The 24,104-nt window shown below is 39.8% G+C and carries 18 protein-coding genes; 7 read left to right on the top strand and 11 right to left on the bottom strand.

Going from position 1 to position 24,104, the window contains the following annotated elements; translation table 11 throughout:
- Positions 1-21 precede the first annotated feature (21 nt).
- Together IEE83_RS04565 and IEE83_RS04560 are read left to right on the top strand one after the other, a co-directional pair.
- On the top strand, positions 22-1,254 hold the full coding sequence (locus IEE83_RS04565; RefSeq protein WP_194119439.1) for a BaiN/RdsA family NAD(P)/FAD-dependent oxidoreductase: 1,233 nt from the start codon (positions 22-24) through the stop codon (positions 1,252-1,254).
- A gap of 63 nt (positions 1,255-1,317) precedes the next feature.
- Positions 1,318-2,157: a polysaccharide deacetylase family protein gene (locus tag IEE83_RS04560; RefSeq protein ID WP_194119438.1), complete on the top strand. Its 840-nt coding sequence runs from the start codon at positions 1,318-1,320 to the stop codon at positions 2,155-2,157.
- A 1-nt stretch (position 2,158) separates the two neighbouring features.
- On the opposite strand, the gene uvrC is transcribed toward IEE83_RS04560, so the two are convergent.
- From uvrC to porW, 5 genes are all read right to left on the bottom strand, one after another.
- On the bottom strand, positions 2,159-3,970 hold the full coding sequence (gene uvrC / locus IEE83_RS04555; protein WP_194119437.1) for an excinuclease ABC subunit UvrC: 1,812 nt from the start codon (positions 3,968-3,970) through the stop codon (positions 2,159-2,161).
- A gap of 59 nt (positions 3,971-4,029) precedes the next feature.
- On the bottom strand, positions 4,030-5,169 hold the full coding sequence (locus IEE83_RS04550; protein WP_194119436.1) for a glycerate kinase: 1,140 nt from the start codon (positions 5,167-5,169) through the stop codon (positions 4,030-4,032).
- A 97-nt stretch (positions 5,170-5,266) separates the two neighbouring features.
- Positions 5,267-7,543, bottom strand: coding sequence for a penicillin-binding protein 1A (locus IEE83_RS04545; RefSeq protein WP_194119435.1), 2,277 nt, complete (start codon positions 7,541-7,543; stop codon positions 5,267-5,269).
- A gap of 25 nt (positions 7,544-7,568) precedes the next feature.
- Positions 7,569-9,866: a transglycosylase domain-containing protein gene (locus IEE83_RS04540; protein ID WP_194119434.1), complete on the bottom strand. Its 2,298-nt coding sequence runs from the start codon at positions 9,864-9,866 to the stop codon at positions 7,569-7,571.
- 73 nt (positions 9,867-9,939) lie between these two features.
- Positions 9,940-12,159, bottom strand: coding sequence for a type IX secretion system periplasmic lipoprotein PorW/SprE (gene porW, locus IEE83_RS04535; RefSeq protein WP_310588473.1), 2,220 nt, complete (start codon positions 12,157-12,159; stop codon positions 9,940-9,942).
- A 134-nt stretch (positions 12,160-12,293) separates the two neighbouring features.
- Here porW and IEE83_RS04530 point away from each other — a divergent pair, with 134 nt between their 5' ends.
- The 5 genes from IEE83_RS04530 (at position 12,294) to atpH (ending at position 15,681) form a co-directional block, all read left to right on the top strand.
- On the top strand, positions 12,294-12,560 hold the full coding sequence (locus tag IEE83_RS04530; RefSeq protein WP_194119433.1) for an AtpZ/AtpI family protein: 267 nt from the start codon (positions 12,294-12,296) through the stop codon (positions 12,558-12,560).
- Between the two features lie 443 nt (positions 12,561-13,003).
- Positions 13,004-14,098 (top strand): F0F1 ATP synthase subunit A, encoded by a 1,095-nt coding sequence (atpB, locus tag IEE83_RS04525; RefSeq protein ID WP_194119432.1) that lies wholly within the window; start codon positions 13,004-13,006, stop codon positions 14,096-14,098.
- Between the two features lie 47 nt (positions 14,099-14,145).
- Positions 14,146-14,409, top strand: a complete 264-nt coding sequence (atpE, locus tag IEE83_RS04520; protein ID WP_090335138.1) for an ATP synthase F0 subunit C — start codon at positions 14,146-14,148, stop codon at positions 14,407-14,409.
- A 188-nt stretch (positions 14,410-14,597) separates the two neighbouring features.
- Positions 14,598-15,092, top strand: coding sequence for a F0F1 ATP synthase subunit B (gene atpF, locus IEE83_RS04515; protein WP_228101675.1), 495 nt, complete (start codon positions 14,598-14,600; stop codon positions 15,090-15,092).
- Between the two features lie 52 nt (positions 15,093-15,144).
- Positions 15,145-15,681, top strand: coding sequence for an ATP synthase F1 subunit delta (gene atpH / locus IEE83_RS04510; protein WP_194119431.1), 537 nt, complete (start codon positions 15,145-15,147; stop codon positions 15,679-15,681).
- An 82-nt stretch (positions 15,682-15,763) separates the two neighbouring features.
- Here the strand turns inward: atpH and IEE83_RS04505 are convergent, their stop codons facing one another.
- From IEE83_RS04505 to IEE83_RS04480, 6 genes are all read right to left on the bottom strand, one after another.
- Entirely contained in the window at positions 15,764-16,654 is an 891-nt protein-coding gene (locus IEE83_RS04505) for a sugar phosphate isomerase/epimerase family protein (RefSeq protein WP_194119430.1), read from the bottom strand.
- 36 nt (positions 16,655-16,690) lie between these two features.
- Positions 16,691-18,370, bottom strand: coding sequence for a carboxylesterase family protein (locus tag IEE83_RS04500; protein ID WP_194119429.1), 1,680 nt, complete (start codon positions 18,368-18,370; stop codon positions 16,691-16,693).
- A gap of 161 nt (positions 18,371-18,531) precedes the next feature.
- Entirely contained in the window at positions 18,532-19,773 is a 1,242-nt protein-coding gene (locus IEE83_RS04495; protein WP_194119428.1) for an OmpA family protein, read from the bottom strand.
- A gap of 307 nt (positions 19,774-20,080) precedes the next feature.
- Positions 20,081-22,624, bottom strand: coding sequence for an ATP-dependent Clp protease ATP-binding subunit (locus tag IEE83_RS04490; RefSeq protein ID WP_194119427.1), 2,544 nt, complete (start codon positions 22,622-22,624; stop codon positions 20,081-20,083).
- A 69-nt stretch (positions 22,625-22,693) separates the two neighbouring features.
- Entirely contained in the window at positions 22,694-23,353 is a 660-nt protein-coding gene (locus IEE83_RS04485; protein ID WP_310588472.1) for a WbqC family protein, read from the bottom strand.
- A gap of 101 nt (positions 23,354-23,454) precedes the next feature.
- The gene (locus tag IEE83_RS04480) at positions 23,455-24,081 is read right to left on the bottom strand and encodes an L-threonylcarbamoyladenylate synthase (protein WP_194119425.1); all 627 of its coding nucleotides are present in this window, start codon (positions 24,079-24,081) and stop codon (positions 23,455-23,457) included.
- Positions 24,082-24,104: the final 23 nt, after the last annotated feature.

Here is a 24,104-nt window from a genome sequence, read left to right as displayed (position 1 = left end):
AGTTTTACATCAATTGGTACTATGCAGATTGTGATTATCGGAGGCGGTGCTTCGGGATTTATGGCAGCAATAACAGCCGCCGAAACTTATCTTGATGCTCGGATTATTATCTTAGAAAAAAATAAATCAGTATTAAATAAAGTCCGCGTTTCCGGAGGCGGCAGATGTAATGTCACGCACCAGCCTTCCGATCTCCGTTTTTTTATCAAAAACTACCCGAGGGGCGAAAAATTTCTGCGAAAACTTTTCTCTCGTTTTGACGCGCAGGATACAGTTAACTGGTTTGAAAACCGGGGAGTAAAATTAAAAACAGAGACCGATGGCAGAATGTTTCCGGTTACCGATTCTTCCCAAACAATTATTGATTGTCTTTTACGTGCTGCAAAAGTTTTAAATATTGAAATAAAAACGAGTACCGGCGTTAAATCTTTTGCCTGGACCGATATGGAAAATGTGCCCAAATTTTCTATTCAACTCGATACAGAAGAAGCAATAAAGGCGGACAAACTTTTAATTGCAACCGGCGGACATCCAAAAACGAGCGGGTTTAACTGGATCAGCGAACATGAACATTGCATTGTTGAGCCTTTGCCATCCTTATTTACATTTAACGTTCCAAACGGATATTTGTTACCATTATCCGGCGTTGCCGTGCAGGATGCTTATGTTAAAATAATAGGAACAAAACATGAATGGCGCGGACCCGTTTTGCTGACACACTGGGGTTTTAGCGGACCGGCGATTTTGAAATTATCAGCCTGGGGAGCGCGTGATCTGGCCGCGATGGATTATCATTTTACATTTAAAATCAACTGGCTGCCGGAAATGAATGAACAGCAGGTCAGGGAATTTTTGATTGCTGAAAAAACAAATACACCCAAACAGCAAATCAATTCGCACGCCCGTTTCGGAATACCGATAAGATTGTGGAAAGCTTTTACCGAGAAAGCGGAAATCACGGAGAATCTGCGTTGGTCGGATGCTACCAATAAAGTGCTCAACCGGATGGCAGAACTTTTGACAAATAGTCAGTTTGATGTAAGAGGAAAAAGTACCTATAAAGAAGAATTTGTAACCTGCGGCGGTATCGCTCTTTCCGACATTAACCAGGAAACATTGGAAAGTAAAAAGGTACCAGGATTATTTTTCGCAGGTGAAATACTGGATGTTGATGGAATTACTGGTGGTTTTAATTTTCAGAATGCCTGGACAACCGGTTTTGTGGTTGGAAAAGAAATTGGTCGAATTTCTTAACTTTAACAGAGCAATATTTCAATATCAGATTAATAAAATTCTTCAATACTGAAAAATATCTCAATGAAACTTTTAATCCTTTTCACTCTTCTTTTCTTAACCGGAAATTTAATTCTGGCTCAACCCGCCAATTTGAAAAATGATTATTTCCTCCGTCAGCTTTATAAAGATCAATCTTATAACAATCAAAAAGATCTGGTGCTTAAAGAATTTGTACATGTAGTTCCGGGTAGTTGGGGAGAATTTGTGAAAGGAGTGGATGAAGACATTGTCACAGACAAAAAACTTCTGGCGCTTACATTCGATGCCTGTGGCGGTCCGAGAGGAAGTGGATATGACGCAGAACTGATCAATTATTTGAGAAAAGAAAAAATCCCTGCAACGCTCTTTGTTACCGGAAAATGGATTGATGCCAACTATAATACTTTTCTGGAATTGAGTAAGGACACACTTTTTGAAATCGAAAATCACGGCCTGAATCATCAGCCCTGCTCTGTGGATGGAGAAAGTGAATATGGAATTAAAGGGACGCCGGATGTCCCTGATGCTTTTGATGAAATTGAAGCCAATGAAAGGAAAATTCAGTTTATTACCGGAAGACGTCCGAAGTTTTATCGTTCTGCAACGGCTTACACTGATGAAGCTTGCGCCAAAATCGCAAGACAACTTGATGTTACGGTTATCAGTTTTGATGTACTTTCTGGCGATGCTGTACCATTTACAAAAATTCCGGTCATAGAAAAAAGTGTATTGTCAAACGTAAAACCTGGGGCTTTGATCATCATGCATTTCAATCACCCGGAATGGAATACTTACGAATCCCTGGAAAAAATAATTCCAGTTCTGAAAAAGCAAGGTTATTCTTTTTCAAAACTGGAAACATATCCTTTGAAAGGGAAATGATTTACTGATGCGCCATGGTATCGAAATAGGCTCTCACTTTTGTCGCTCTATCCAATCCAATTAAGGTTGTTAAGGTTTCAAGGGAACTTTCACGGATTGCCCGTATCGAACCAAAATGTTTTAACAATTTCGTAGCCGTTACTTTTCCAACACCAACTACACCATCAAGTTCACTCACCAGACTGCCCTTACTTCGCTTGTCGCGGTGGAAAGTGATGGCGAATCTGTGCGCTTCATCCCGGATTTGCTGAATAAGTTTTAATGATTCTGATCTTTTATCAATATAAAGTGGCAGAGAATCTTCCGGAAAATAAATTTCTTCCAGTCGTTTGGCAATGCCTACAATCGGAACCTGACCGTAAATTCCCAGACTTTTCAACGCATCACAAGCAGAACTTAACTGACCTTTTCCACCATCGACAATGATCAGATCCGGCAGCGGCTCGTTTTCAGCTATTAATCTCAAATACCTGCGGCCAACGATTTCATTCATGGACGCAAAATCATTTGGACCAACCACGGTTTTTATATTAAAATGGCGATAATCTTTTTTAGACGCTTTCCCTTCTTTAAAACAAACCATGGAAGCAACCGGGTTTGTCCCCTGAATGTTTGAGTTATCAAAACACTCTATATGTCTTGGTAATGTTTTCAATTGAAGATCCGTTTTCAGTTTTATTAAAACACGATCCTTTTTTGAAGAACTGGCAGAATTTTCAACTTCCCTTCGCTCGGCTTTTTCTCTGCGGAAATACATCACATTTTTCATGGACATATCCAGCAATTTCTTCTTATCGCCAATTTGCGGGATTACCAGTTCAAGTTTTAATTCCAGATCCGGTTTCAGATTGGTAATCAATTCCTTCGCAGCGGTACCATATTTTTCACGCATTTCAACGATCATCATGGCCAGCAAATCTTCATCACTTTCGTCAAGTTTTTTCTTAACCTCGAAAGTCTGCGTGGCAATCATGTAACCTTCGGTAATTTTCATGAAGTTCAGATAGGCCGATTCCTCATCCGAAACAATGGTAAGCACATCCACATTACCAATTTTTGGATTGATAACCGTTGCCTTACTTTGAAAATTAGACAAATGCTCGATTTTTGTTTTCCAGGAATGTGCCTGCTCAAAAGCCATTTGCTCCGCCGCCGCCAGCATTTTTTCCTTGAAATATTGCTGCGGCAAAGTCAGATTTCCTTTAAGCATATGATGTATCTGCTCAATCTCAACATTGTAGTCCGATTCGGGTTGCAAACCCTCACACGGGCCTTTACAATTGCCAATATGATATTCCAGACAAACTTTAAATTTCCCCGCTTCAACGTTTTCTTTCGATAAATGCAAATGGCAGGAACGTATCGTATAAAGTGCCTTGAACATATCCAGCAGCGTATGCATGGACCTTAAATTCGCAAATGGGCCATAAAAAGTCCCGCGTTTTTTATCAAGTTCGCGCGTTACATATACTCGCGGAAAACGCTCGTCTGTGATACAAATGAACGGATATGTTTTATCGTCTTTTAGAAGAATATTGAATTTAGGCTGAAACTGCTTTATTAGTTGATTTTCAAGCAATAAAGCATCCCATTCCGTATGCACGATGGTATACTCAATCCGTCGAATCTGACTTACAAGCCGTTTCGTTTTTCTGTCGTGCTGATTTGATTTTAAGAAATAACTTGAAACCCTGTTTCTCAGACTTTTTGCTTTACCAACATAAATTACCTCCCCGGTATCGTCGAAATAACGATAAACACCAGGATCAAAAGGAATTTTAGAAAGCTCCTCTTTGTAATTAAATTCGGGCATGTATTATGGACTTTTTAAGCGAATGCGAAGTTTACTATTATTCAGAGCGAATTAAGAAATTAATTCCGGCTCTTATTGAAAAACAACCGTACCAAATGAAAAGTTGCGTCACGCACAAGTGAATAAGCTTCCGTCTCGGCTTGCTGTAAATTCATAGGACGATTTAAAACAGAAACTGCGTAAGTTATTCCCGCATTTTGAGCCTCTTCTGGTGTTATCACAAGCGTACCGCAAACAACAGCCAGCGGAACATTATTTTCCTGACAAAGATTTGCCAGCCCTTTTACTACTTTTCCCTGCAACGTCTGCTCATCTACTTTTCCTTCTCCGGTAATCACCAGATCAGCTTTTTGAACATGTTCAGCGATATTGGTTTGCTCCATGACAATACTGACACCTTCCCGAAGTTCAGCATTTAAAAACCAAAGCGCACCAGCTCCTAATCCGCCGGCTGCCCCGGCACCAGGATTATTACTGATATCGGAGCCAAAAGTTTGGGTAGCTACTTTGGCAATGTTTTTCAAACCATTATCCAGCTGAACAACCATATTTTTATCAGCACCCTTTTGCGGACCATAAACATAAGCTGCACCAGATTCTCCGTAAAGCGGATTTGTAACATCACACGCCACTATAAATTCAACAGATTTTAAAATAGAATTGACATTTTCTGTTTTGACGGATTTAATTGAAGAAAGATTTTCTCCATTAACAAGCATTTCCACCCCATTTTCATCCAGAAATTTATAGCCGAGCGCAGCTGCCATACCAATTCCTGCTTCCGTGGTAGCACTTCCGCCTATTCCAAGAATTATTTTTTTAACTCCTGAATTAATGGCGTGTAAAATTAATTCTCCTGTTCCATAAGTATTTGTCAAAAGTGGATTTCTTTCTTCCGGTTTTAAAAGATTTAATCCGGAAGCCGCAGCCATTTCAATGTAGGCAGTATTCCCATCCCCAGATAATCCGTATTCAGCTTCAATAAATCTTCCCAAAGGATCATGAACAACCGCCGTTACAAATTTCCCTTTCGATTGTTCTGTCAAAATCCTGGTTGTCCCTTCGCCGCCGTCGGCTAAGGGAACTGAAATAACTTCGGCATCCGCAAAGGCCAATCGTATTCCTTCTGCAACAGACTGACAAACCTCTGATGCTTCCAGAGAATCACGAAATTTGTCAGGTGCAACCAGAATGTACACGGGGATTAATTTTGAATGGGTGAATGATAGAATGAGTGAATGGGTTTTTCCACCACTTATTAGTTAAAGATTTTTTGGGATTTTGTTTACTATATTTTTAGAATGAAGTTCCTTCGTCGTCTGTTGTTGATGGCGGTATGTAGGTATCTGTACTATCAGATGCGACGTTTCCACAATCCAGGACAAAGTTTTCCGGTTTTATGAACGGACCTCTTCTGTATTGGATCAGGGTTTGGTCGTCGTAGACTTTTTTCATGTATAAACCCCAGGCCGGCATGGCTGCGCGTCCGCCTTGTCCTAGCTCTATGGTCCGGAAATGTATTTGCATATCTTCTCCCCCAACCCAAATCCCTGAAACCAGATTTTGGGTCATGCCCATAAACCAGCTATCCGAATGATTGTTCGTTGTTCCGGTTTTTGCCGCAATTTCATTTCCGCTTGTTACCCCATAAGAATGCAGACGACCGGCAGTTCCGCCTTTATCTTCAACAGCACCGCGCATCAAATACAGCATGTCATACGCAATGGAGGCCTGCAATTCCTGGTTTTGTTTTTGGTGAAATTCCTGTAAAACATTTCCGTTACGATCTTCAATTCTTAAAATTGTCATCGCTTCTGAGCGGTATCCGCCGTTGGCAAAAGCACAATAAGCATTCACCATTTCAAAAACGGAAACAGAACTTACGCCAAGTGCAAGGGCGGGATACGGATCCAGTTTACTGGTAATTCCCAACTTATGTGCATATTCAACCACCGTTTCTGGTTTCTCCATTTGAATAATGGCAGCACTGACAGAATTGACAGATTGCCCTAATGCCTGTCTGAGTGTTAATGACTGATTCGTATACTTCCCATTTGAATTTTGCGGATTGTATTCATTTTCCGGAATAGGCGCATCAACAATTTTGTCACAAGGCGTCAGAAAGTTTTTGTCCAATGCGGCGACATATACAAAAGGTTTAAAAGTCGAGCCTGGCTGACGAGTACCCTGTTTTACGTGATCATATTTAAAATATTTGAAATTCACACCACCAACCCAGGCCTTGATTTCTCCGCTTCTTGGATCCATCGACATCATTCCGGCGTGTAAAAATCTTTTATAATAACGAATGGAATCCATCGGACTCATTGTCACTTCTTTTTCTCCATCATAAGAAAAAACCTTCATTTTATAAGGTCTTTGCATCACTTTCCAGGCTTCGTCTTCCCCAATTTCGGCTTTCAAAACTTTGAAATAAGGTAATGCTCTGACTGCCTTTTCAATGAATCCTGGTATTTCTTTACCCTCTTCATCTGCCCAGGGATTTCTGCCTTTCCAATGCGCATCAAAAAGTTTCTGCTGGGTTTTCATATGCTCATTCAGCGCCTCCTCCTGATACTGCTGCAAACGGGAATCGATGGTAGTGTAAATTCGTAAACCGCTTGTATACAAATCATAATCAGTACCATTGTCGTCATTATATTGTTTCACCCAGGCACGCATATATCCACGCATGGATTCACGGAAATAAGGCGCCGGACCCGTATTATGTCCATCGACCGTAAACCTTAATGCAAGTGGTTTTTCTTTTAAACTTTCGAATTCCTCTTCCGGCAAATAATCATATTTTGCCATTTGAGCCAGAACTGTATTTCTGCGGTTTGTAGCATTTACCGGAAACCTGAGTGGATTGTACAAAGTTGGATTTTGCAGCATTCCAACCAGCAATGCCGCTTCACTAACTTCCAGATCGGACGGTTCTTTATCAAAATATGTTTTAGAGGCGACTTTTATACCAAATGTATTATTACCAAACGAAACCGTATTCAGGTACATCATCATGATTTCCCGCTTTGTATACTTCCTTTCCAAAGTCACCGACAAAATCCATTCTTTGGTTTTGGCAATAACGGTTCTGACGAACGGAATTTTACCAAGCAGGCCTTCAAACTTTTCAGAACGTGTTTCAAAAAGATTTTTCGCGACCTGTTGTGTCAAAGTACTTCCTCCACCCGAACTTGGATTTCCCAGCAAAACACCTTTGGCAACCCGCAGCATACTTCTCGGATCAATACCGGAATGATTCAGGAAACGGGCATCTTCTGTTGCCACCAATGCATCGGTAACATTTTTTGAAACCTGTTCAAATTCTACTGGCGTACGATTTTCAAAGAAATATTTGCCCAGAGATTTTCCATCCTGGGAAATTAATTCAGAAGCAAGCTCACTTTTTGGATTTTCAAGGGTAACAAGATCCGGCATTCCGCCGAATAGCCATAAAAAATTAAAACTTACGGCAACAATGTAAAGTATAAATAGCCCCAGGCCCAATGCTGTAAACAACCAGACGCGAATAATGCTGCGTCGGTATTTCCCTGGCTGCAATTCAATCATAAAATAAAGTTTCCTTGGTTATTAGTTAAAACAAAGCTCCTTCGTCGTCGGAGCGTGAAGGCGGAATATAGGTATCTGTGCTGTCAGAAGCAACATTTCCACAATTTAGAACAAAATTTTCCGGTTTGTTGAATGTCCCTTTTTTATATTGAACCAGCGTCGGATCGTCATATACTTTTTTCATATACAAACCCCATGCCGGCATCGCAACGTGACCACCTTGTCCGAGTTGCATCGTTCTAAAATGTATTGACATATCTTCTCCGCCAACCCAGATTCCTGAAACCAGATGTTGCGTCATCCCCATAAACCATCCGTCAGAATAATTCTGGGAAGTTCCTGTTTTAGCTGCAATTTCATTCCCTTCGGTTACGCCATAAGTTCTTAAACGACTGGCTGTTCCACCCGGATCCTCCACCGCACCACGCATCAGATATAGCATACTGTATGCCATATTTTCACTTAATTCCTGATTTTGTTTTTGGTAAAACTGTTGTAAAACATTTCCGTTACGATCTTCAATTCTTAAAATCGACATCGCTTCTGTTCTGTGTCCGCCATTTGCAAAAGCGCAATAAGCGTTTACCATTTCAAAAACAGTTACCGAACTGATACCGAGACAAAGGGATGGTTTTGGATTTAATTTGCTTGTGATACCCAGTTTGTGTGCATATTCTACAACAGTATTGGGCTTAACCATTTTAATAATATTGGCACTTACAGAGTTTACAGATTTCCCAAGGGCTTGTCTAAGCGACAGAGGGCGATAAGAAAATTTGTTACCGGAGTTATGCGGTGTCCAGCCACCCGGAACGCCATCTGACAGACCAAAATGAACGGGTGCATCCATAATTCTGTCACATGGTGTCAAAAAGTTTTTGTCCAAAGCTGAAACGTAAACGAAAGGCTTGAATGTAGAACCAGGCTGACGAGCTCCCTGTTTTACGTGATCGTATTTGAAATATTTAAAATTAACACCGCCAACCCATGCCTTGATCTGTCCGTTCCGCGGATCCATTGACATCATGCCTGCATGCAAAAATCTTTTGTAATAACGCAGAGAATCGATCGGACTCATAGTCACTTCCTTTTCTCCATCGTAAGAAAAAACTTTCATTTTGTACTTGCGGCGCATAACTTTCCATGCTTCTTTTTCCCCTACTTCTTTTTTCAAAACATTGAAATAAGGTAGTGCACGGACTGCTTTTTCAATAAATCCAGGTATCTCTTTTCCGTCCGGAGTTGCCCAAGGATTTCTGTCCGCCCAGTGCGCATCAAAAAGTTTTTGCTGCGTGCGCATATGTTCATTCAGTGCTTCTTCCTGATACTTTTGCATCCGGGAATCAATGGTGGTATAGATCCTAAGTCCGCTGGTATATAAATCCAGATCGGTTCCGTTTTCTTCATTAAATTGTTTTACCCATGCTTTCATATATCCACGCATGGATTCTCTGAAATAAGGAGCCAAACCGGTATTATGTCCATCAACAGTGAATTTCATCCCCAGCGACTTATCTTTCAAAGTCACAAATTTTTCTACCGACAGGTAATTGTATTTTACCATTTGTGCCAAAACTGTATTTCTACGGTTCAGCGCATTGGTAGGAAATCTTAGCGGATTATATAAGGTTGGATTTTGAAGCATCCCAACCAAAAGGGCAGCTTCACGGACGTCAAGATCCCATGCATCTTTATCGAAATAAGTTTTGGCGGCGACTTTAATTCCATAAGTATTATTTCCAAAAGATACCGTATTCAGGTACATCATCATGATTTCCCTTTTGGTATATTTTCTTTCCAAAACCACAGAAAGAATCCACTCTTTGGTCTTTGCAATTACTGTTCTTACCAAAGGAATTTTACCGAGAACACCTTCATACTTCTCAGAACGGGTCTCAAAAAGGTTTTTGGCAACCTGCTGCGTAAGCGTACTACCACCACCAGAACTGGAATTTCCTGAAACAACACCTTTAAATACACGCGCCAAACTTCTTGGATCTATACCCGAGTGATTTACAAAACGGGCATCTTCTGTCGCGACCAGCGCTTCAATAAGATTGGGTGAAATCTGGTCAAATTCAATCGGCGTGCGGTTTTCAAAGAAATATTTTCCCAGAGATTTTCCGTCTTCCGAAATCAGTTCGGAAGCAAGTTCACTTTTAGGATTTTCGAGCGTTTTAAGGTCTGGCATTCCACCGAAAAGCCATAATAAATTTACGCTGACGGAGAAAATGTAAAATAAAAAAAGACCCAGGCCAATTGCTGCATATTTCCAAAGGCGGACAATGCTGCGACGATATTTTCCTGGCTGCAATTCAATCATAAGTGGGGATAATTTATTTGTGAATCGTATTTAAACGGATCAATCAAGTCAACAAAGATACAATTTCCATGAATTATCTCTTTCCAACCGAAATTTCGCGAGATTCCTGCATTTCTTTAAGTCGTGGCAAATAAATGCTGCCGGGATATAAACGAACAAATTCGTTAATAGCTTGCAGATAGGCCTCCCGTCCTCTGACTTTCCCCACTAAAAATACTCTGAGTAGTGCAAATTTATCTTCCAGCATACTTCCTTTATATGCGGGCAAATCAGCTTCGATATCTTCAAGTGCCTTGGTGTAATTTCCGTTCGCATACAATTGATAAGCACTTTCGTAAGCCTTCACAGGATTATTTCTGTTTTTATCATCGGCTCCGGTTCCGACCGACTTATTAACCAGTCTTGCATAGGTTGAATTGGGGAATTCCGAGGTAAGCTTATCTTTCCAGGCAACCCGATTCTGATCATTTTCCGGAAGTGTCAGATACATCAGATAATAAATCTCTTCCCTGTATTGCGTCTTTGGATATTCTGTCAAAACCCTGTTAAATGTTACAACGGCGCGATCCGGTTCTTTTAAATCGAAGCGGTAGATTTTTCCGAGATTATATAAAGCATCTTCTTTTCTTTTTTGAGAAACTGCAAAACTTGAATCTGTCAACGGAATATTCTTTTTAAGATTGTCATGTCTTGCCTGCCAAATCGCAGTTCCTTTTGCCATCACAGGTTCTGCTGCTACCGCCGGAAGTCCTCTGCCATTTGACGCACTGTCAGCCGAATTATTTCCCCTTGCAGCCACAGAAGTTAATTGTTTTGTACTTCTGCGCCAGTCATCTTCAAGCACACGATTTCCCCAAAGTCTGCGGAACTCGATTTTCCCCTGGTTAATTAAAGCAGGATCATAGAGTTCCCACCGACGATCCGTGCTGCTGCTTATGGATGTTCCCGAATTTAAATTGATCTGGTTATTTGCAGCAAGTTGGGCGGCTTTCAGGCGTTTTTCGTCTTCAATCCTCGCCTTTTCCTGTTCCTCAATAATATTGTCGATTTTGTCATCCAGCGCTTTGGGATTCATATGAGAAAGAATCTGCAAACTGTCTTCCATTTTAACAATGGTAAGCTGTGTGACAAAATTATCCAAAGCGAGTTTGCGGTCTGATACAACACGATATTCCTGGGCGTCTTTTGGTAGAATAATTAAGGCACTGTCATAATAAGCTTTTGCCAGTTCATATCTTTCAAGCGCATCATAATGGATCCGGGCAAGCTGTAAATAGGTATAAGCTTTCTGAACATTATTTTTCCCTGATGCCAACGAAGCTGATTTTTGTAAATATTTTACTGCTTCCGGCAACTGTTTTCTATGCTCAGCAAGAAGTCCCATTGTAAAATAAATCCGGTCACGCAGATCATTATTTTTTCTGTCACGGAGCATTTTGTCAAAACCTACCGAAGAAACATCGGTTTTCGGATTGATAATAACCTGGTTTTGTAATGAATTCATGGAAGAATAAAATCCAAGATCATAATCCGGCCGGTTTTTGCTGACACTTTTGTAATGTTTGTTTGCCAGAGCAAATTGCCCAAGACGATCATACATCTGCGCAGCTGCGAAATGCAATCTTGCCGTTTCAATAGATTTACTCAGCAACGGAAATGTTTCTTCCAAAATGGCAACCGAAGTCAGATACTCTCCATTCTGCTGATGCAAATATGCTTTTGTCAGATAAAAATCTTTGGTAGCTGCTTTTGATAATGGTTGCTGGCTCAGATATTCTGCAACGCCAAGTGCATTGGAATAATCCTTGCGACTGATATATGCGCGCATCAGAACGATAAGCGCATTATTTTTATCATTTTCATCTTTACCGTTGGCATAAACGTAACGTAATGCTTCCAAACCATCGGCCCACTGACCCAGATATAGTCGGGATTTTCCTAAAATGATATAGCTGTTATCCACCCACTTGCTGTTCTGATGTTTTTCTGCAACAATGGAAGTTTTCTTGATGGCATCCAGCAATTGCGGTTTCACAGGAAGTGCCAGGATTGAGTCCAGAGGCATTAAAATTGGCAGAAGCTGGTTGTAATCCTCTTTGAAAGCGGCACGCATAGCGAATTCCGCATCAAGCATATCCTGCTCGGCAATAAAGTACGCGTTGTAATGAGAAGCAACATTATGAAAATTTACAGCCGCCGGTCGGGAACTGTATTGAGAGCACCCGATCAGTATACATACAAACAGGAGACAGAACGCTAATGTTTGAATAAAACGGGCTAGTGTATGAGTCACAAATAAAGACTTTATGGATGATATTTTATCTTTTCCTGGCAAAGCTAAAACGGTATTTTACTTAATAACGTATCGAAGATAATGCCATTTGCAAAATTTGAAGCAACTTTACCTATAAATTCTACAAAAAGCACATGGAAGAAGATAAAAATGAATGGAAAAATCCAGAAAATAAACCTTCCCTATCAAAGGGAAATTCCAGAAAAACGCCTTCAAACTTCATCAGATATTCAGGAATGGCCATGCAAATGCTAGGAACCATTCTGGTTTTCACTTATGCAGGTTATAAACTTGACCAGTGGCAAATGAATAAAACCCCGGTCTGGACTTTGGTGTTATCACTCAATTCCATTGCTGCATCTTTATACTTATTAATACGCAGTATGCCAAAGGTGAAGTGATTATTTGTCACCATTTGTCTACAAAATATCAGGATTTAAATTTACCATTTTCAGTTCACATGTTACGAAGCATTATTGCCTCAGTTATTTTAGCAATTGCATTATTTCTAGTACAGCGTTTTGTCAATGCTGCCTGGATACATCCTAATATATGGTACATCCTGGCGTTCTTTGTCATGCTGTCGTTTCTTATTCACAGACTGATGGAATACGGTCTGAAAAACAATCGCGAAAAATTTGTAACCTTTTACCTTTCTACCATCGTCGGGCGGCTAATACTGAGCATAATCTTTATAGCCATATTTTTATATTCAGGGTTAACTGATTCATTTACATTTGTTCTCAACTTTTTTGCACTGTATTTATTTTATACATGCTTTGAAATATATGGTTTGTATTGTAACTTGCGCCGCGATTGACAAAGCATAGTATTTCAAGCATTTATGTATACGCCTTTAAGACTCTTTATAACGACTGCCCTAGTAGCGGCAACCTGCCTTTTTAACCTTCCGACGCAAGCTCAGGAATCGGGTCACGCTGACCAGAATCCGATCGCTGATTCTGTAAATAAAGAAGAGCACGAAATAGAACATAATCTGGAAGAGTCCGAAGAGAAATTTAACATCGGACAGATGATCATGCACCACATTGCGGACTCTCACGAGTGGGAATTCTCTCATGGTGTTGCTATTCCTCTTCCTGTAATTCTTTATTCTGCTGACCGCGGAATTGAAGTATTCTCATCTTCCAACTTCCACAATGAGCACCATGAATACAATGGTTATCATCTAGTTCACGGAGATTCTGAAACGGTTGAGCCTGTTGACCACGAGCGTAAGATCTATGACTTTTCAATTACGAAAAACGTAGCTTCCATGATGCTTAGCGCAATCATTCTGGTTCTTATCTTTACAAGCATTGGTAAAGCTTACCAACGTAATGTAGGCAAAGCACCGAAAGGATTCCAGTCTGCAATGGAAATCGTTATTCTTTTCATTCGTGACGATGTTGTTAAACCAAACGTTGGTCCTAACTACGAAAAATACCTTCCATACCTTTTGACATTGTTTTTCTTTATCCTTGTCAATAACATTCTAGGTCTTCTTCCGGGTGCAGCAAACGTTACAGGAAACATTGCCATCACGATGACACTTGCTGTGATCACTTTCATTATTGTTCACATCAATGCAAACAAAAACTATTACAAACACCTTGTAAGTCCTCCGGGCGTTCCTGCTCCATTGTTGCTTATCATGATTCCTGTTGAGGTTGTAGGTGTGTTCATGAAGCCGTTCTCTCTTATGGTTCGTCTTTTTGCAAACATGACAGCTGGTCACATTATCCTTTTAAGTCTTTTTGGATTGATCTTTATTTTCCAGAGCATGTTCATTGCTCCGGTGATCTCATTATTTGCCCTGTTCCTTAACTTCATCGAAATCATGGTGGCGTTTATCCAGGCATTTATTTTTACCCTGTTATCGTCTATGTACATCGGAAGTGCTATTGAAGAGCATGGCCACGCCGATCACGGACATTGATTTTTAATCTCTTTTTTTATTAATTATATTTTAAAACAAACACAATTATGTTGCTTCAAATTTTGCTTCAGGCTACAGAACAAGGTGGTGCAGGTCTAGCTGTTTTCGGTGCTGCTATCGGCGCTGGTCTTGCTGCTATCGGTGCTGGTCTTGGTATCGGTAAAATTGGTGGTTCTGCAATGGAAGGTATCGCTCGTCAGCCAGAAGCTGCTGGTGCTATCCAAACTGCAATGCTTATCATTGCTGCTCTTATCGAAGCGGTAGCGTTGTTCGCGGCGGTTATCTGTCTGCTTATCTCGTTCAAGCTTTAGTAACGAATTTGGGATTCAGGTCCCGGCTGTATCTTCTTTCGCATTAGGCCTGGAAGTTGGCAAAAAAAATTACCGTGGAAGCAATAGGCTTCCACGGGTTTTATCAAAAAAGAGAGTGCAAGGAAGGAAAAGTTAAATAAACTGAACTTCGCATTTAAAGATTTTACAACTCACAAAACTCAGATATTATGTCATTGCTTACTCCAAACCCAGGTCTTATTTTCTGGATGCTGGTGGTATTTTTACTGGTAGTTTTCATTCTTGCCAAATTTGCATGGAAACCAATCATTAAAGGCTTAAAAGATCGTGAAAACGAAATTCAGGGAGCTTTGGATCTTGCAGAAAGAACCAAATCTGAAATGGTTAAATTGAAAGCTGATAACGAAAAACTGATTATTGAAGCGAACGCAGTTCGTGACCGTATTCTTCGTGATGCAAAAGAAGCTTCTGACCGTATGATCGCTGAGTCGAAAGACAGAGCGGTTGTTGAAGGACAGAAAATGATTGAAAGTGCACGTGACACAATCCGTAACGAACAACACGCTGCTATCGCCAAAATGCGTAAAGAAGTTGCTGTTCTTTCTCTTGAAATCGCTGAGCAGGTATTGCACCGCGAATTGAAAGATAAAGAATCTCAGGAAAAACTGATTTCAGATCTTGCGTCATCAGCTCGCATGAACTAATTCGTTACCGAAGAAGTAACTTCCATTTCATTCAAAAATTAATTGATTCCCTATGTCAGTAGGTATAGTTGCTGCCAGATACGCTAAATCACTTATCGAGCTGGCAAAAGAAAAAAATGTTGTTGAAGTTGTTTATCAGGATATGAAACTGTTCCTGGATACTGCTCATCAAAACCGTGGGTTGATGCTGGCGCTAAAAAGCCCGGTAGTACGCCACGAAAAGAAACTGGCAATTTTAAAGGCGCTTTTTCTAGAAAGAGTTAACCCAGTTTCTTATTCTATTTTTGAGATCATTACAAGAAAAAACCGGGAATCAATTCTTGATGCGATTGCCGAAGAATTCATAAATGCATATGATGAATACCGCGGTATTCAGAAAGCAACTGTGATTACGACAACACCTTTAACTGAGGAGCTGCGTAAACAGTTTAATAAAATTGTGGCAGAAGCTACTGGCAAAACAGTTGAATTGGAAGAAAAAGTTGATCCTTCACTAATTGGTGGTTATTTGCTTCGTGTAAACGACCGTCAGATTGATGCATCACTTAAAAGCCGCCTGAATGAACTAAAATTACAGTTTGCCAACTAAAAAATTTTTATCTGTATAATTAGAAAGACCCGGTTGCTATGCGGCCGGGTCTTCTTTTTGATATGTTGTTCAGCCTAAAAAACTAAACTTTCATTTTGACAAGATTACCATAACTGATAGCAATTGCTTCCAGAGGTGGTCTTTTACAAACATCCTGCTCAACGAAGAAATGGGTCAGGCCAGCTGTTTTTCTTGCTGCAAAGATTTTAGCAAAATAGATTGATCCCGTTCCAACTTCTGCAAAGGCCTTATCCGGCCCTTTTTCCATGTCTTTTACGTGCCATAACGGGAAACGTCCCGGGTGCTGCTTGAATAGCTCCACAGGATCTAAACCAGCTCTTACAGCCCAATACAAATCCAGTTCCAGTTTTACCAGAGAAGCATCGGTATCTTTTGTGATAATATCATATGGCAATTGTCCATCCAGTTTCTGGAATTCAAAATCATGGTTATGATAACCAAACTGGATTCCGGCAGCTTTACAGATTTCACCAGACTTATTGAAAAGAACTGCATACTTTTTGTAATCATCGATTGATTTACGCTCGTCCGGAGTCAGGTAAGCGCACATCATATATTTTTGACCAAGTTCTGCCGAATCATCAACTGCACGTTTCCAGTCATTTGATAATGTCCCTTTTCTGTCAGGTGCTGCAATACCTGCACCATAGTGACCGCTAACAGCGCTAAGTCCAAGACCGCTTAATAATGACTTGAATTCTTTTGGTGTTTTACCAAAGAATTTTCCATCCGAGTAGCCAAAAGTTTCAACTTCTTTATAGCCGATTTCAGAAACCTTTTTAAGTGTTCCTTCCAGATCCTTGCTCAAAGCATCTCTTAAAGTATAAAGCTGCAAACCAATTTTAGACGAAGCCTTCGCCATAGAAGGCAGCTGCGAAATCAAAGGAAGTGAAAGTGCCAGTGCACCAGTCCGCAGAAATGATTTCCGGGAAATTTTTTGGTTAAAATCCATGGTAGTGGAAGACAAAAGATAAATTAAAACTAAGTACTATTTTGAAAGTGTTATAACGCCGGATTTTGTCAAAGGCGTCAGCAGTGATTCAGGTAATTTCCATTCTTGTGTGAAATAACCATCTGTAACTATATTTTTTGATGAATCTTTAAAAAACAATAAATCCTTGAATTCAGGCAAATCTCTGTGTGTAGCCGGAACAAAAGGTAATCCTTGGTCCACGACACCGGTCCACCAAGGCAAACCAGAACTTATGGTCACGTAATGTTTGTCGACAGGAAATATATAAAGTAAACCATAATCCTTCGTAGCGGCATTGAGATGCACAGGTAATTTATCAGCATATTTACTGATAATGGCATTTGTTTCTTTGGTTCCAAACAGAATAAGATTGCTGGATTCAAAATCACTTGCCCTCACTTCTTTGTCGGAAAGGACCCGTGGAAAAAACATTACTCTTCCCAAAAATGGACCGCGATATACCGACCAGTTCGCAGCTTCGTTCGCTATATCCAAGCGCTTTTTCAATTCCTCCGCAGAAGGATTGTCAGCAGTCCCGTAAACATAAACATGGCGACTTGAAAAAGCATCAAAAATTGGCCCCTCCGCCCCTTTTCTCTTTTCGATAATACTTGTAACAAATTCTTTATTAATCGCCCAGGCTGATCCTTTTTTAGTGAAAGAAATAGTGCTATCTACTTTGCTGCTCAATGCAATTCCGTCAATTGTAAATGCAACGGGTTGATTGCTGATAAACTTGGCGTGACCTTTCAGATTCAACGTAAAGCCATCAAGATTTTTGGTCTTAATTTCCAATGTATTCGATCTTTTAAAACTTGCTGATATATCAGATAAAAGACCACTTTTCATTTTATCAAACTGCACCCAGTAAGCTTTATTGTATTTATAAAACTTACTTGAAAATTTCACCTCATTAGGAAAAGGATTTCTTACCTGATTGAACCAGCTGAAAATAAATTCATCATCATAAGCATTCACCCAGCTATCATGTTTGACGTCAACAAATTCCTTATAAGTAACTTCCACACCAAGATCCTGCATTTTGGCTACCCAGTTTCTGCTGCTTTCAACGGGTACTACGGGATCTTTGTCTCCATGAAAAAAATGAACCGGGAAATTGCTCGCATTCCCCGCCAGATCAATCGTACCGGCCGGTGGTGCTGCGCAAACCGGTGCAATGGCTGCCCAAATGTCAGGTCGTGTCAAACCTATCCATAATGTACCCCCACCACCCATAGACAAACCGGTTAGATAAGTCCGGTTTTCATCAATATTAAAACGCTTTTTAACATCAGCCAAAACATCATATACATCCATTTCCGGAATTCCCTGATATCCCGCAGTTCCTCTTGCCAAAGGTGTCGCCACAATAAAATCAACGTCTTCCCATTCCGGAAAATACCGGCTCGCTTCAACATCCGTCTCGTCACCAACATTACTTTTCCCAAAAACACGTCTTAATTCAAGTCTGTGATTGGAACCTGCACCGTGCAACATCATTACCAATGGATATTTTTTGGCCGAATCGTAATTCTTTGGAATGTAAAGGCCATAAGGTTGCTCGGTGTCATCAGCGGAAGAAAAGAATGTTAGTACTTGTGGCCCTGCCGGGAGTTTTTGAGCAATACAAATATCTTGGCTCATCGTTATCATGAAGACTAAACTAAAAACGGAAAGCCAGTTACTTATTTTCATATATTAAAATTTAATCTAACAAAGCTTAAATATAATTCAAATCATAATCTTCTTTCCTTCTTTTTAAAATTGATTTTGCCAATATCCGCAAGTCACATTAAAGGGCATAAAAAAAGAGGTCAAATTAATAATAATCTGACCTCAGCTTATAAAGAAAAAATCTATTTCCTTGTAACGTTTATAGCAATTCTTCGATTTTGCGCTCTTCCTTCCTCGGTGTTGTTATCCGCAACTGGGTGTTCGATTCCATAACCTTCGGAACTTATACGAGTGGCCTTGATGCCTTTATTGACAATTCCACGCCTAACCGCATCCGCTCTGCTTTTGGATAAACTTAAATTGGTTGCCGCGTCACCCGTATTATCCGTATAACCTCCGATTTTGATGTTAACGTTTGGATATGCTCTTAAAATTTTGGCAATATTATCAATCTGCTCCATCGATTCCTGGCTCAGATTTGCCGCACTAGGTTCAAACGTCACCCTGTCGAAATCAAACCAAATATCCTTATCGACAACCACTGAACTGTCCGCTATAAAATTGGCCAGTTTCGCTTCAATTCCGTTTTCAGGAATATTCAGGCTGATATCTTTTGGAAGTTGTCTTGTTACAAATTGTCCAAGAGTCTTTTTCGAGGTACCTTTTGAATTCCCTACACTATCCGCACCAACGGGGAAATCTTCAACCACTACCGTTTCCTCTTCTTTGGTCAATTTTTTATATCCATAAAACGCCCCGCCAAGAATCAAAAGGAATAAAATCCAGTAAAATATTTTCATCCCTCTGGAAAGAGGTTTTCCCTCCAATTCACTTTCACTTAATGGATTCCGAATCAGACTTTTATTAAGGTCTTCAAGCTCTTTAAAATTCCAGAGAGTATTAAGATCTTTTGGCAGAAACTTAACCATAAACTCTTTTTGCTCAACCAGAAGACTGGTCAATCTAACAGGTTCTACCGACTTTACACCTTTAACTTTGGCATATTTGGCAACCACGCTAAGCACAATCGGAGCACAAATACTCAGTATAGTAGATACTGAATAACTTTTTATTCCACTTGAAGAAGAAATAGAGTCGGTAACCGTTTTTAAATCCAGATCCAGAAGAATGGGGAGTAAGGAGAGTCCGTTAGAGATAAATTCCTTAGACCTTGATTCGTCTCCAAGAATGGATCCGAGACCATTTAAAACGTAATCTTCATTATTAAGATTGATAAGCCCGATCAATTCGTGAACTCCGCCAACTGTTGAGGCTTTATTCATAATTCCACCGATAAGTCCTGGAAGAGCACCCAGCATTGCGATCTGAACGTCGCTGGTACTTTCTTGGGTCAAATCGGATATTTTAAGACCAACCTCTTTCGTGATATATCCCTTGGTTAACTCCAGTAAATTGACAGCCATAATGTGTTATTATTCTTTGTCCTGTTTAGGTTTTACTTTAATATTCATAATTTATCTGGAGGTTATGCAAAGTAATGATTTTCTAATCATTTATAGCTACTTATACTGCCTCAAAATTAAGAATAAACATTTTAAACAATGAGTAGAAATAGCAAATATAAAGGCAGTAACTGATTTTTTACTTACTTAAATTTAATTGCAAAAATATAACAAATTAGTATACAACCATATACATAAAAAGAGAGGCAAATCTGAAAGACCTGCCTCTCTTCTATATTTTCAATTAATTATCTCAAAAATCAGTTAACTAATTTGCTACTTCTTCTTCTTTTTTTCTAACGGATATTGTCAGCTCTTCACTATTCTCAACGTGATTCGCTACCAACACATCTCCTTCTCTTAAATCACCTTTAAGAATTTCTTCTGCAACAGGATCTTCAAGATATTTCTGGATCGCTCTGTTCAAAGGACGGGCGCCATACTGAGGATCATATCCTTTATCAGAAAGAAAATCTTTCGCAGGAACAGTAAGCTCAATTTCATAACCCAAACCTTTCACGCGGCTGAACAATTTGCCAAGTGAGATATCGATGATACGGTGCAGATCTTCACGTTGAAGTGAATTAAACACGATCACATCATCCAAACGGTTAAGGAACTCAGGAGAGAATGCTTTACGAAGAGCACTTTGAATGGTGCCTTTCATTATTTCATCCTGGTTATCAGCCTTCGCTTTTGTAGAGAAACCGATTCCAGAACCAAAATCTTTCAAGTCACGCGCACCAATGTTCGAAGTCATGATAATGATTGTGTTACGGAAATCCACACGACGGCCAAGACCATCTGTCAAAATTCCATCATCAAGCACTTGTAGTAAGATGTTGAAAACATCAGGGTGTGCTTTTTCAATCTCATCAAGCAAGACAACGCTGTATGGTTTACGACGAATTTTTTCAGTTAACTGACCACCTTCTTCGTAACCAACATAACCCGGAGGTGCTCCAACCAAACGAGATACGCTGAATTTCTCCATGTACTCACTCATGTCGATACGCACAAGGGCATCGTCTTTATCAAACAAATAGGTTGCAAGAACTTTCGCTAATTCTGTTTTACCTACACCCGTTGGTCCAAGGAAGATAAAAGAACCAATTGGTTTCTTAGGATCTTTCAAACCTACACGTGTACGCTGAATTGCTTTTACCAATTTTTCAATCGGTGGGTTCTGGCCAATTACCTTTGATTTAAGCTCATCTGCCATATTAAGCAATTTCTTACCTTCATCCATGGATACGTTAGTCACAGGAATTCCGGTCATCATTGCAACTACCTCAGCAACATTATGCTCAGTAACTGTATATCTTTTTTGCTTGGTTTCTTCTTCCCAGGCAAGTTTAGCGCGGTCAAGCTGATCGATCAATTTCTTTTCACGATCACGTAACTGAGCTGCTTCTTCGTATTTCTGGCTTTTAACAACTCTGTTTTTTTCCTGTTTGATATTTTCAATCTGTTCTTCCAGATGAAGAATATCCTCAGGTACAGTGATGTTGCTGATATGAACTCTTGCACCAACTTCATCCAAAACGTCAATGGCTTTGTCCGGAAGGAAACGGTCTGTAATATAACGCTCAGATAATTTCACAGCAGTGCTGATCGATTCCGGCGTGTAGCTTACATGGTGATGATCTTCATATTTGTCCTTGATATTTTCAAGGATCTGAATAGTTTCTTCGATTGAAGTAGCATCAACCATTACCATCTGGAAACGACGCGCAAGTGCTCCGTCTTTTTCAATGTATTGACGATACTCATCAAGTGTAGTAGCACCGATACACTGGATTTCTCCACGTGATAACGCTGGTTTGAACATATTCGAGGCGTCCAAAGAACCTGAAGCACCACCGGCACCAACAATTGTATGAAGCTCATCAATGAAAAGGATCACATCCGGAGATTTTTCCAGTTCATTCATTACCGCTTTCATTCTTTCTTCAAACTGACCACGGTATTTTGTTCCTGCTACCAGAGAAGCAAGATCAAGTGTTACAACTCTTTTACCGAAAAGAACACGTGAAACTTTTTTCTGAACAATTCTTAGCGCAAGACCTTCTGCGATGGCTGTTTTACCAACACCAGGCTCACCAATAAGAATTGGGTTATTCTTTTTACGACGGCTAAGAATTTGTGCTACACGCTCAATTTCCTTTTCACGTCCAACGATTGGATCAAGTTTTCCAACCTCAGCCATTTTCGTAAGATCACGTCCGAAATTGTCCAGCACAGGAGTACGAGACTTTTCTGCACCTTTTGATTCTTTACCGGAAGCTGCGCCTCCGCCTCCACCGCCAAACATGCCGCCTCTCGCTTCATCGTCACCGTCTTCGGTTTCCGGACCCATATGGGGTTTTGTTCCTGATGATTGATATTCTAACATTTCTTTAATGACTTCGTAGTTAACATTAAATTTATGCAGGATCTGGGTGCCTACATTGTCTTCGTCACGTAAAATTGACAGAAGCAAATGTTCAGTTCCAATCAAGGGGCTTTTGAAAATCTTGGCCTCTAGATATGTTATTTTCAACACCTTTTCAGATTGTCTTGTAAGAGGGATATTCTGCAGATTCTTAACATTATTAGTTGCCGCACCCTTCGTTGCCTGTTCGATCGTCTGTCGAACATCATCAAGGGACACGCCCAGCTTTTTCAGTAAACCAATAGCAACTCCATCGCCCTCACGAATCATTCCAAGTAACAGATGTTCGGCACCGATATAATCGTGACCAAGTCGCAAAGCTTCTTCCCGACTCAGAGAGATTACTTCTTTTACTCTATTTGAAAATTTTGCTTCCATGTGTAGCAATAAAAATGTGTCTTAATATTCTAAACGCTACTTTTTAAATCTTTGTTCAAAGTAGCAGATTTATTGTTGCTTACAAGATCTCAGCAAAATACTTCTCGCTTCGGGCCCCATATTAAATAATAAATCGACGATACTTAAATTACTTACAAAATCATTCCCAAACGTCTGATAGTATGAAATTGGCTGATAATATTTGCCAATATTTTTATTTTTTTTATCATTAATCAACGATAAGTCGTCAATTACGCTGGAATCGCCATTTATTGGTACTGACAAATTGTACCAAACCTCTTTCTTAATCCCCAACAATCTAAGACAAATTGTCAATAATTCATAATTTAAGTCTACAAGAAATTCTGGTTTTTTATTAAAAACGCTATGGAGTTCGTCTGAGTAAAATTCAAAATAGGGAGATTTTCCGTATGCTGATCTCAAACATCCCCAATGCCTCCTTATCCAGTCCTGGCTATAATCAATTTTTATATCCTTTGTCGGGGCATATTGAGCGTAACCTTTTACGGGAACGGTCAAAGTATCTGTTTTATTAGTCGTTAAAACGCTGCAACGGTTCCTGAAAGTCTGCTTAATGTATCTTTCATTAATGTCGATCCAGGTAACGTCATTACTCAAAATGCAAGTAAAATATTCGAGACACGGAAGGTATTGCAATTCAATCCTTACTATTTTTTCAGGTTGATTATTGATAACAATTTCAGGCACTATCAAATATGGTAAAGGGGAATGATATTATCAAAAAAATGATAACAATTATTTAACGGGATTTATTAAATTCTATATTAACTTAATAAATTATAATTTAATTAGAGAAATATGCTTGTATCTCCTAATCCTTCCCGGATTATTTCAAAATCATCATTAATAGCGAGCACAATTGTAGATGCCACATTACCACCATATCCACCATCAATCACGATGTCAACCTGGTGCTGAAATTTTTCATAAATCAACTCAGGATCAGTGGAATACTCGATAATTTCGTCCTCATCTTTAATAGAAGTGGTCACAATCGGGTTGCCAAGCTCTTTCACCATCAGACGGGGGATCATATTATCAGGCACACGGATACCGACCGTTTTTTTATTGGTATTCAACAATTTCGGAACCTGATTATTCGCATCAAGAATAAATGTATAAGGTCCGGGAAGAACTCTTTTCATCATTTTGAAAGCAGAATTCCCTACCCGCGCATAATCTGCTATATGGCTGAGGTCATAACAGATAAATGAAAAATCATTTTTCTGTGCCTTGATCCCTTTGATGCGTGCGATTTTCTCTACCGCTCTGGTATTAAAAATATCGCAGCCCAGACCATAAATTGTATCTGTGGGATAAATAACAAGACCGCCGTCACGAAGGCAGTCTACAACCTGACGTATCTTTCTTTCGTCAGGATTTTCGGGATATATACGAATTAATTCAGCTGGCATAGTATGTACTATTTACCAAATTA

Source organism: Dyadobacter subterraneus, assembly GCF_015221875.1.
Taxonomy (GTDB): domain Bacteria; phylum Bacteroidota; class Bacteroidia; order Cytophagales; family Spirosomataceae; genus Dyadobacter; species Dyadobacter subterraneus.
This window is presented reverse-complemented; position numbering and strand designations above follow the sequence as displayed.

Coding starts and splice junctions, on each gene's coding strand:
- IEE83_RS04500 (WP_194119429.1), bottom strand. CDS start 18,370: ATGAAAATAAGTAACTGGCTTTCCGTTTTTAGTTTAGTCTTCATGATA.
- uvrC (WP_194119437.1), bottom strand. CDS start 3,970: ATGCCCGAATTTAATTACAAAGAGGAGCTTTCTAAAATTCCTTTTGAT.
- IEE83_RS04560 (WP_194119438.1), top strand. CDS start 1,318: ATGAAACTTTTAATCCTTTTCACTCTTCTTTTCTTAACCGGAAATTTA.
- atpF (WP_228101675.1), top strand. CDS start 14,598: ATGTCATTGCTTACTCCAAACCCAGGTCTTATTTTCTGGATGCTGGTG.
- IEE83_RS04495 (WP_194119428.1), bottom strand. CDS start 19,773: ATGGCTGTCAATTTACTGGAGTTAACCAAGGGATATATCACGAAAGAG.
- IEE83_RS04530 (WP_194119433.1), top strand. CDS start 12,294: ATGGAAGAAGATAAAAATGAATGGAAAAATCCAGAAAATAAACCTTCC.
- IEE83_RS04545 (WP_194119435.1), bottom strand. CDS start 7,543: ATGATTGAATTGCAGCCAGGGAAATACCGACGCAGCATTATTCGCGTC.
- atpB (WP_194119432.1), top strand. CDS start 13,004: ATGTATACGCCTTTAAGACTCTTTATAACGACTGCCCTAGTAGCGGCA.
- IEE83_RS04565 (WP_194119439.1), top strand. CDS start 22: ATGCAGATTGTGATTATCGGAGGCGGTGCTTCGGGATTTATGGCAGCA.
- atpH (WP_194119431.1), top strand. CDS start 15,145: ATGTCAGTAGGTATAGTTGCTGCCAGATACGCTAAATCACTTATCGAG.
- IEE83_RS04480 (WP_194119425.1), bottom strand. CDS start 24,081: ATGCCAGCTGAATTAATTCGTATATATCCCGAAAATCCTGACGAAAGA.
- IEE83_RS04540 (WP_194119434.1), bottom strand. CDS start 9,866: ATGATTGAATTGCAGCCAGGAAAATATCGTCGCAGCATTGTCCGCCTT.
- IEE83_RS04505 (WP_194119430.1), bottom strand. CDS start 16,654: ATGGATTTTAACCAAAAAATTTCCCGGAAATCATTTCTGCGGACTGGT.
- IEE83_RS04490 (WP_194119427.1), bottom strand. CDS start 22,624: ATGGAAGCAAAATTTTCAAATAGAGTAAAAGAAGTAATCTCTCTGAGT.
- atpE (WP_090335138.1), top strand. CDS start 14,146: ATGTTGCTTCAAATTTTGCTTCAGGCTACAGAACAAGGTGGTGCAGGT.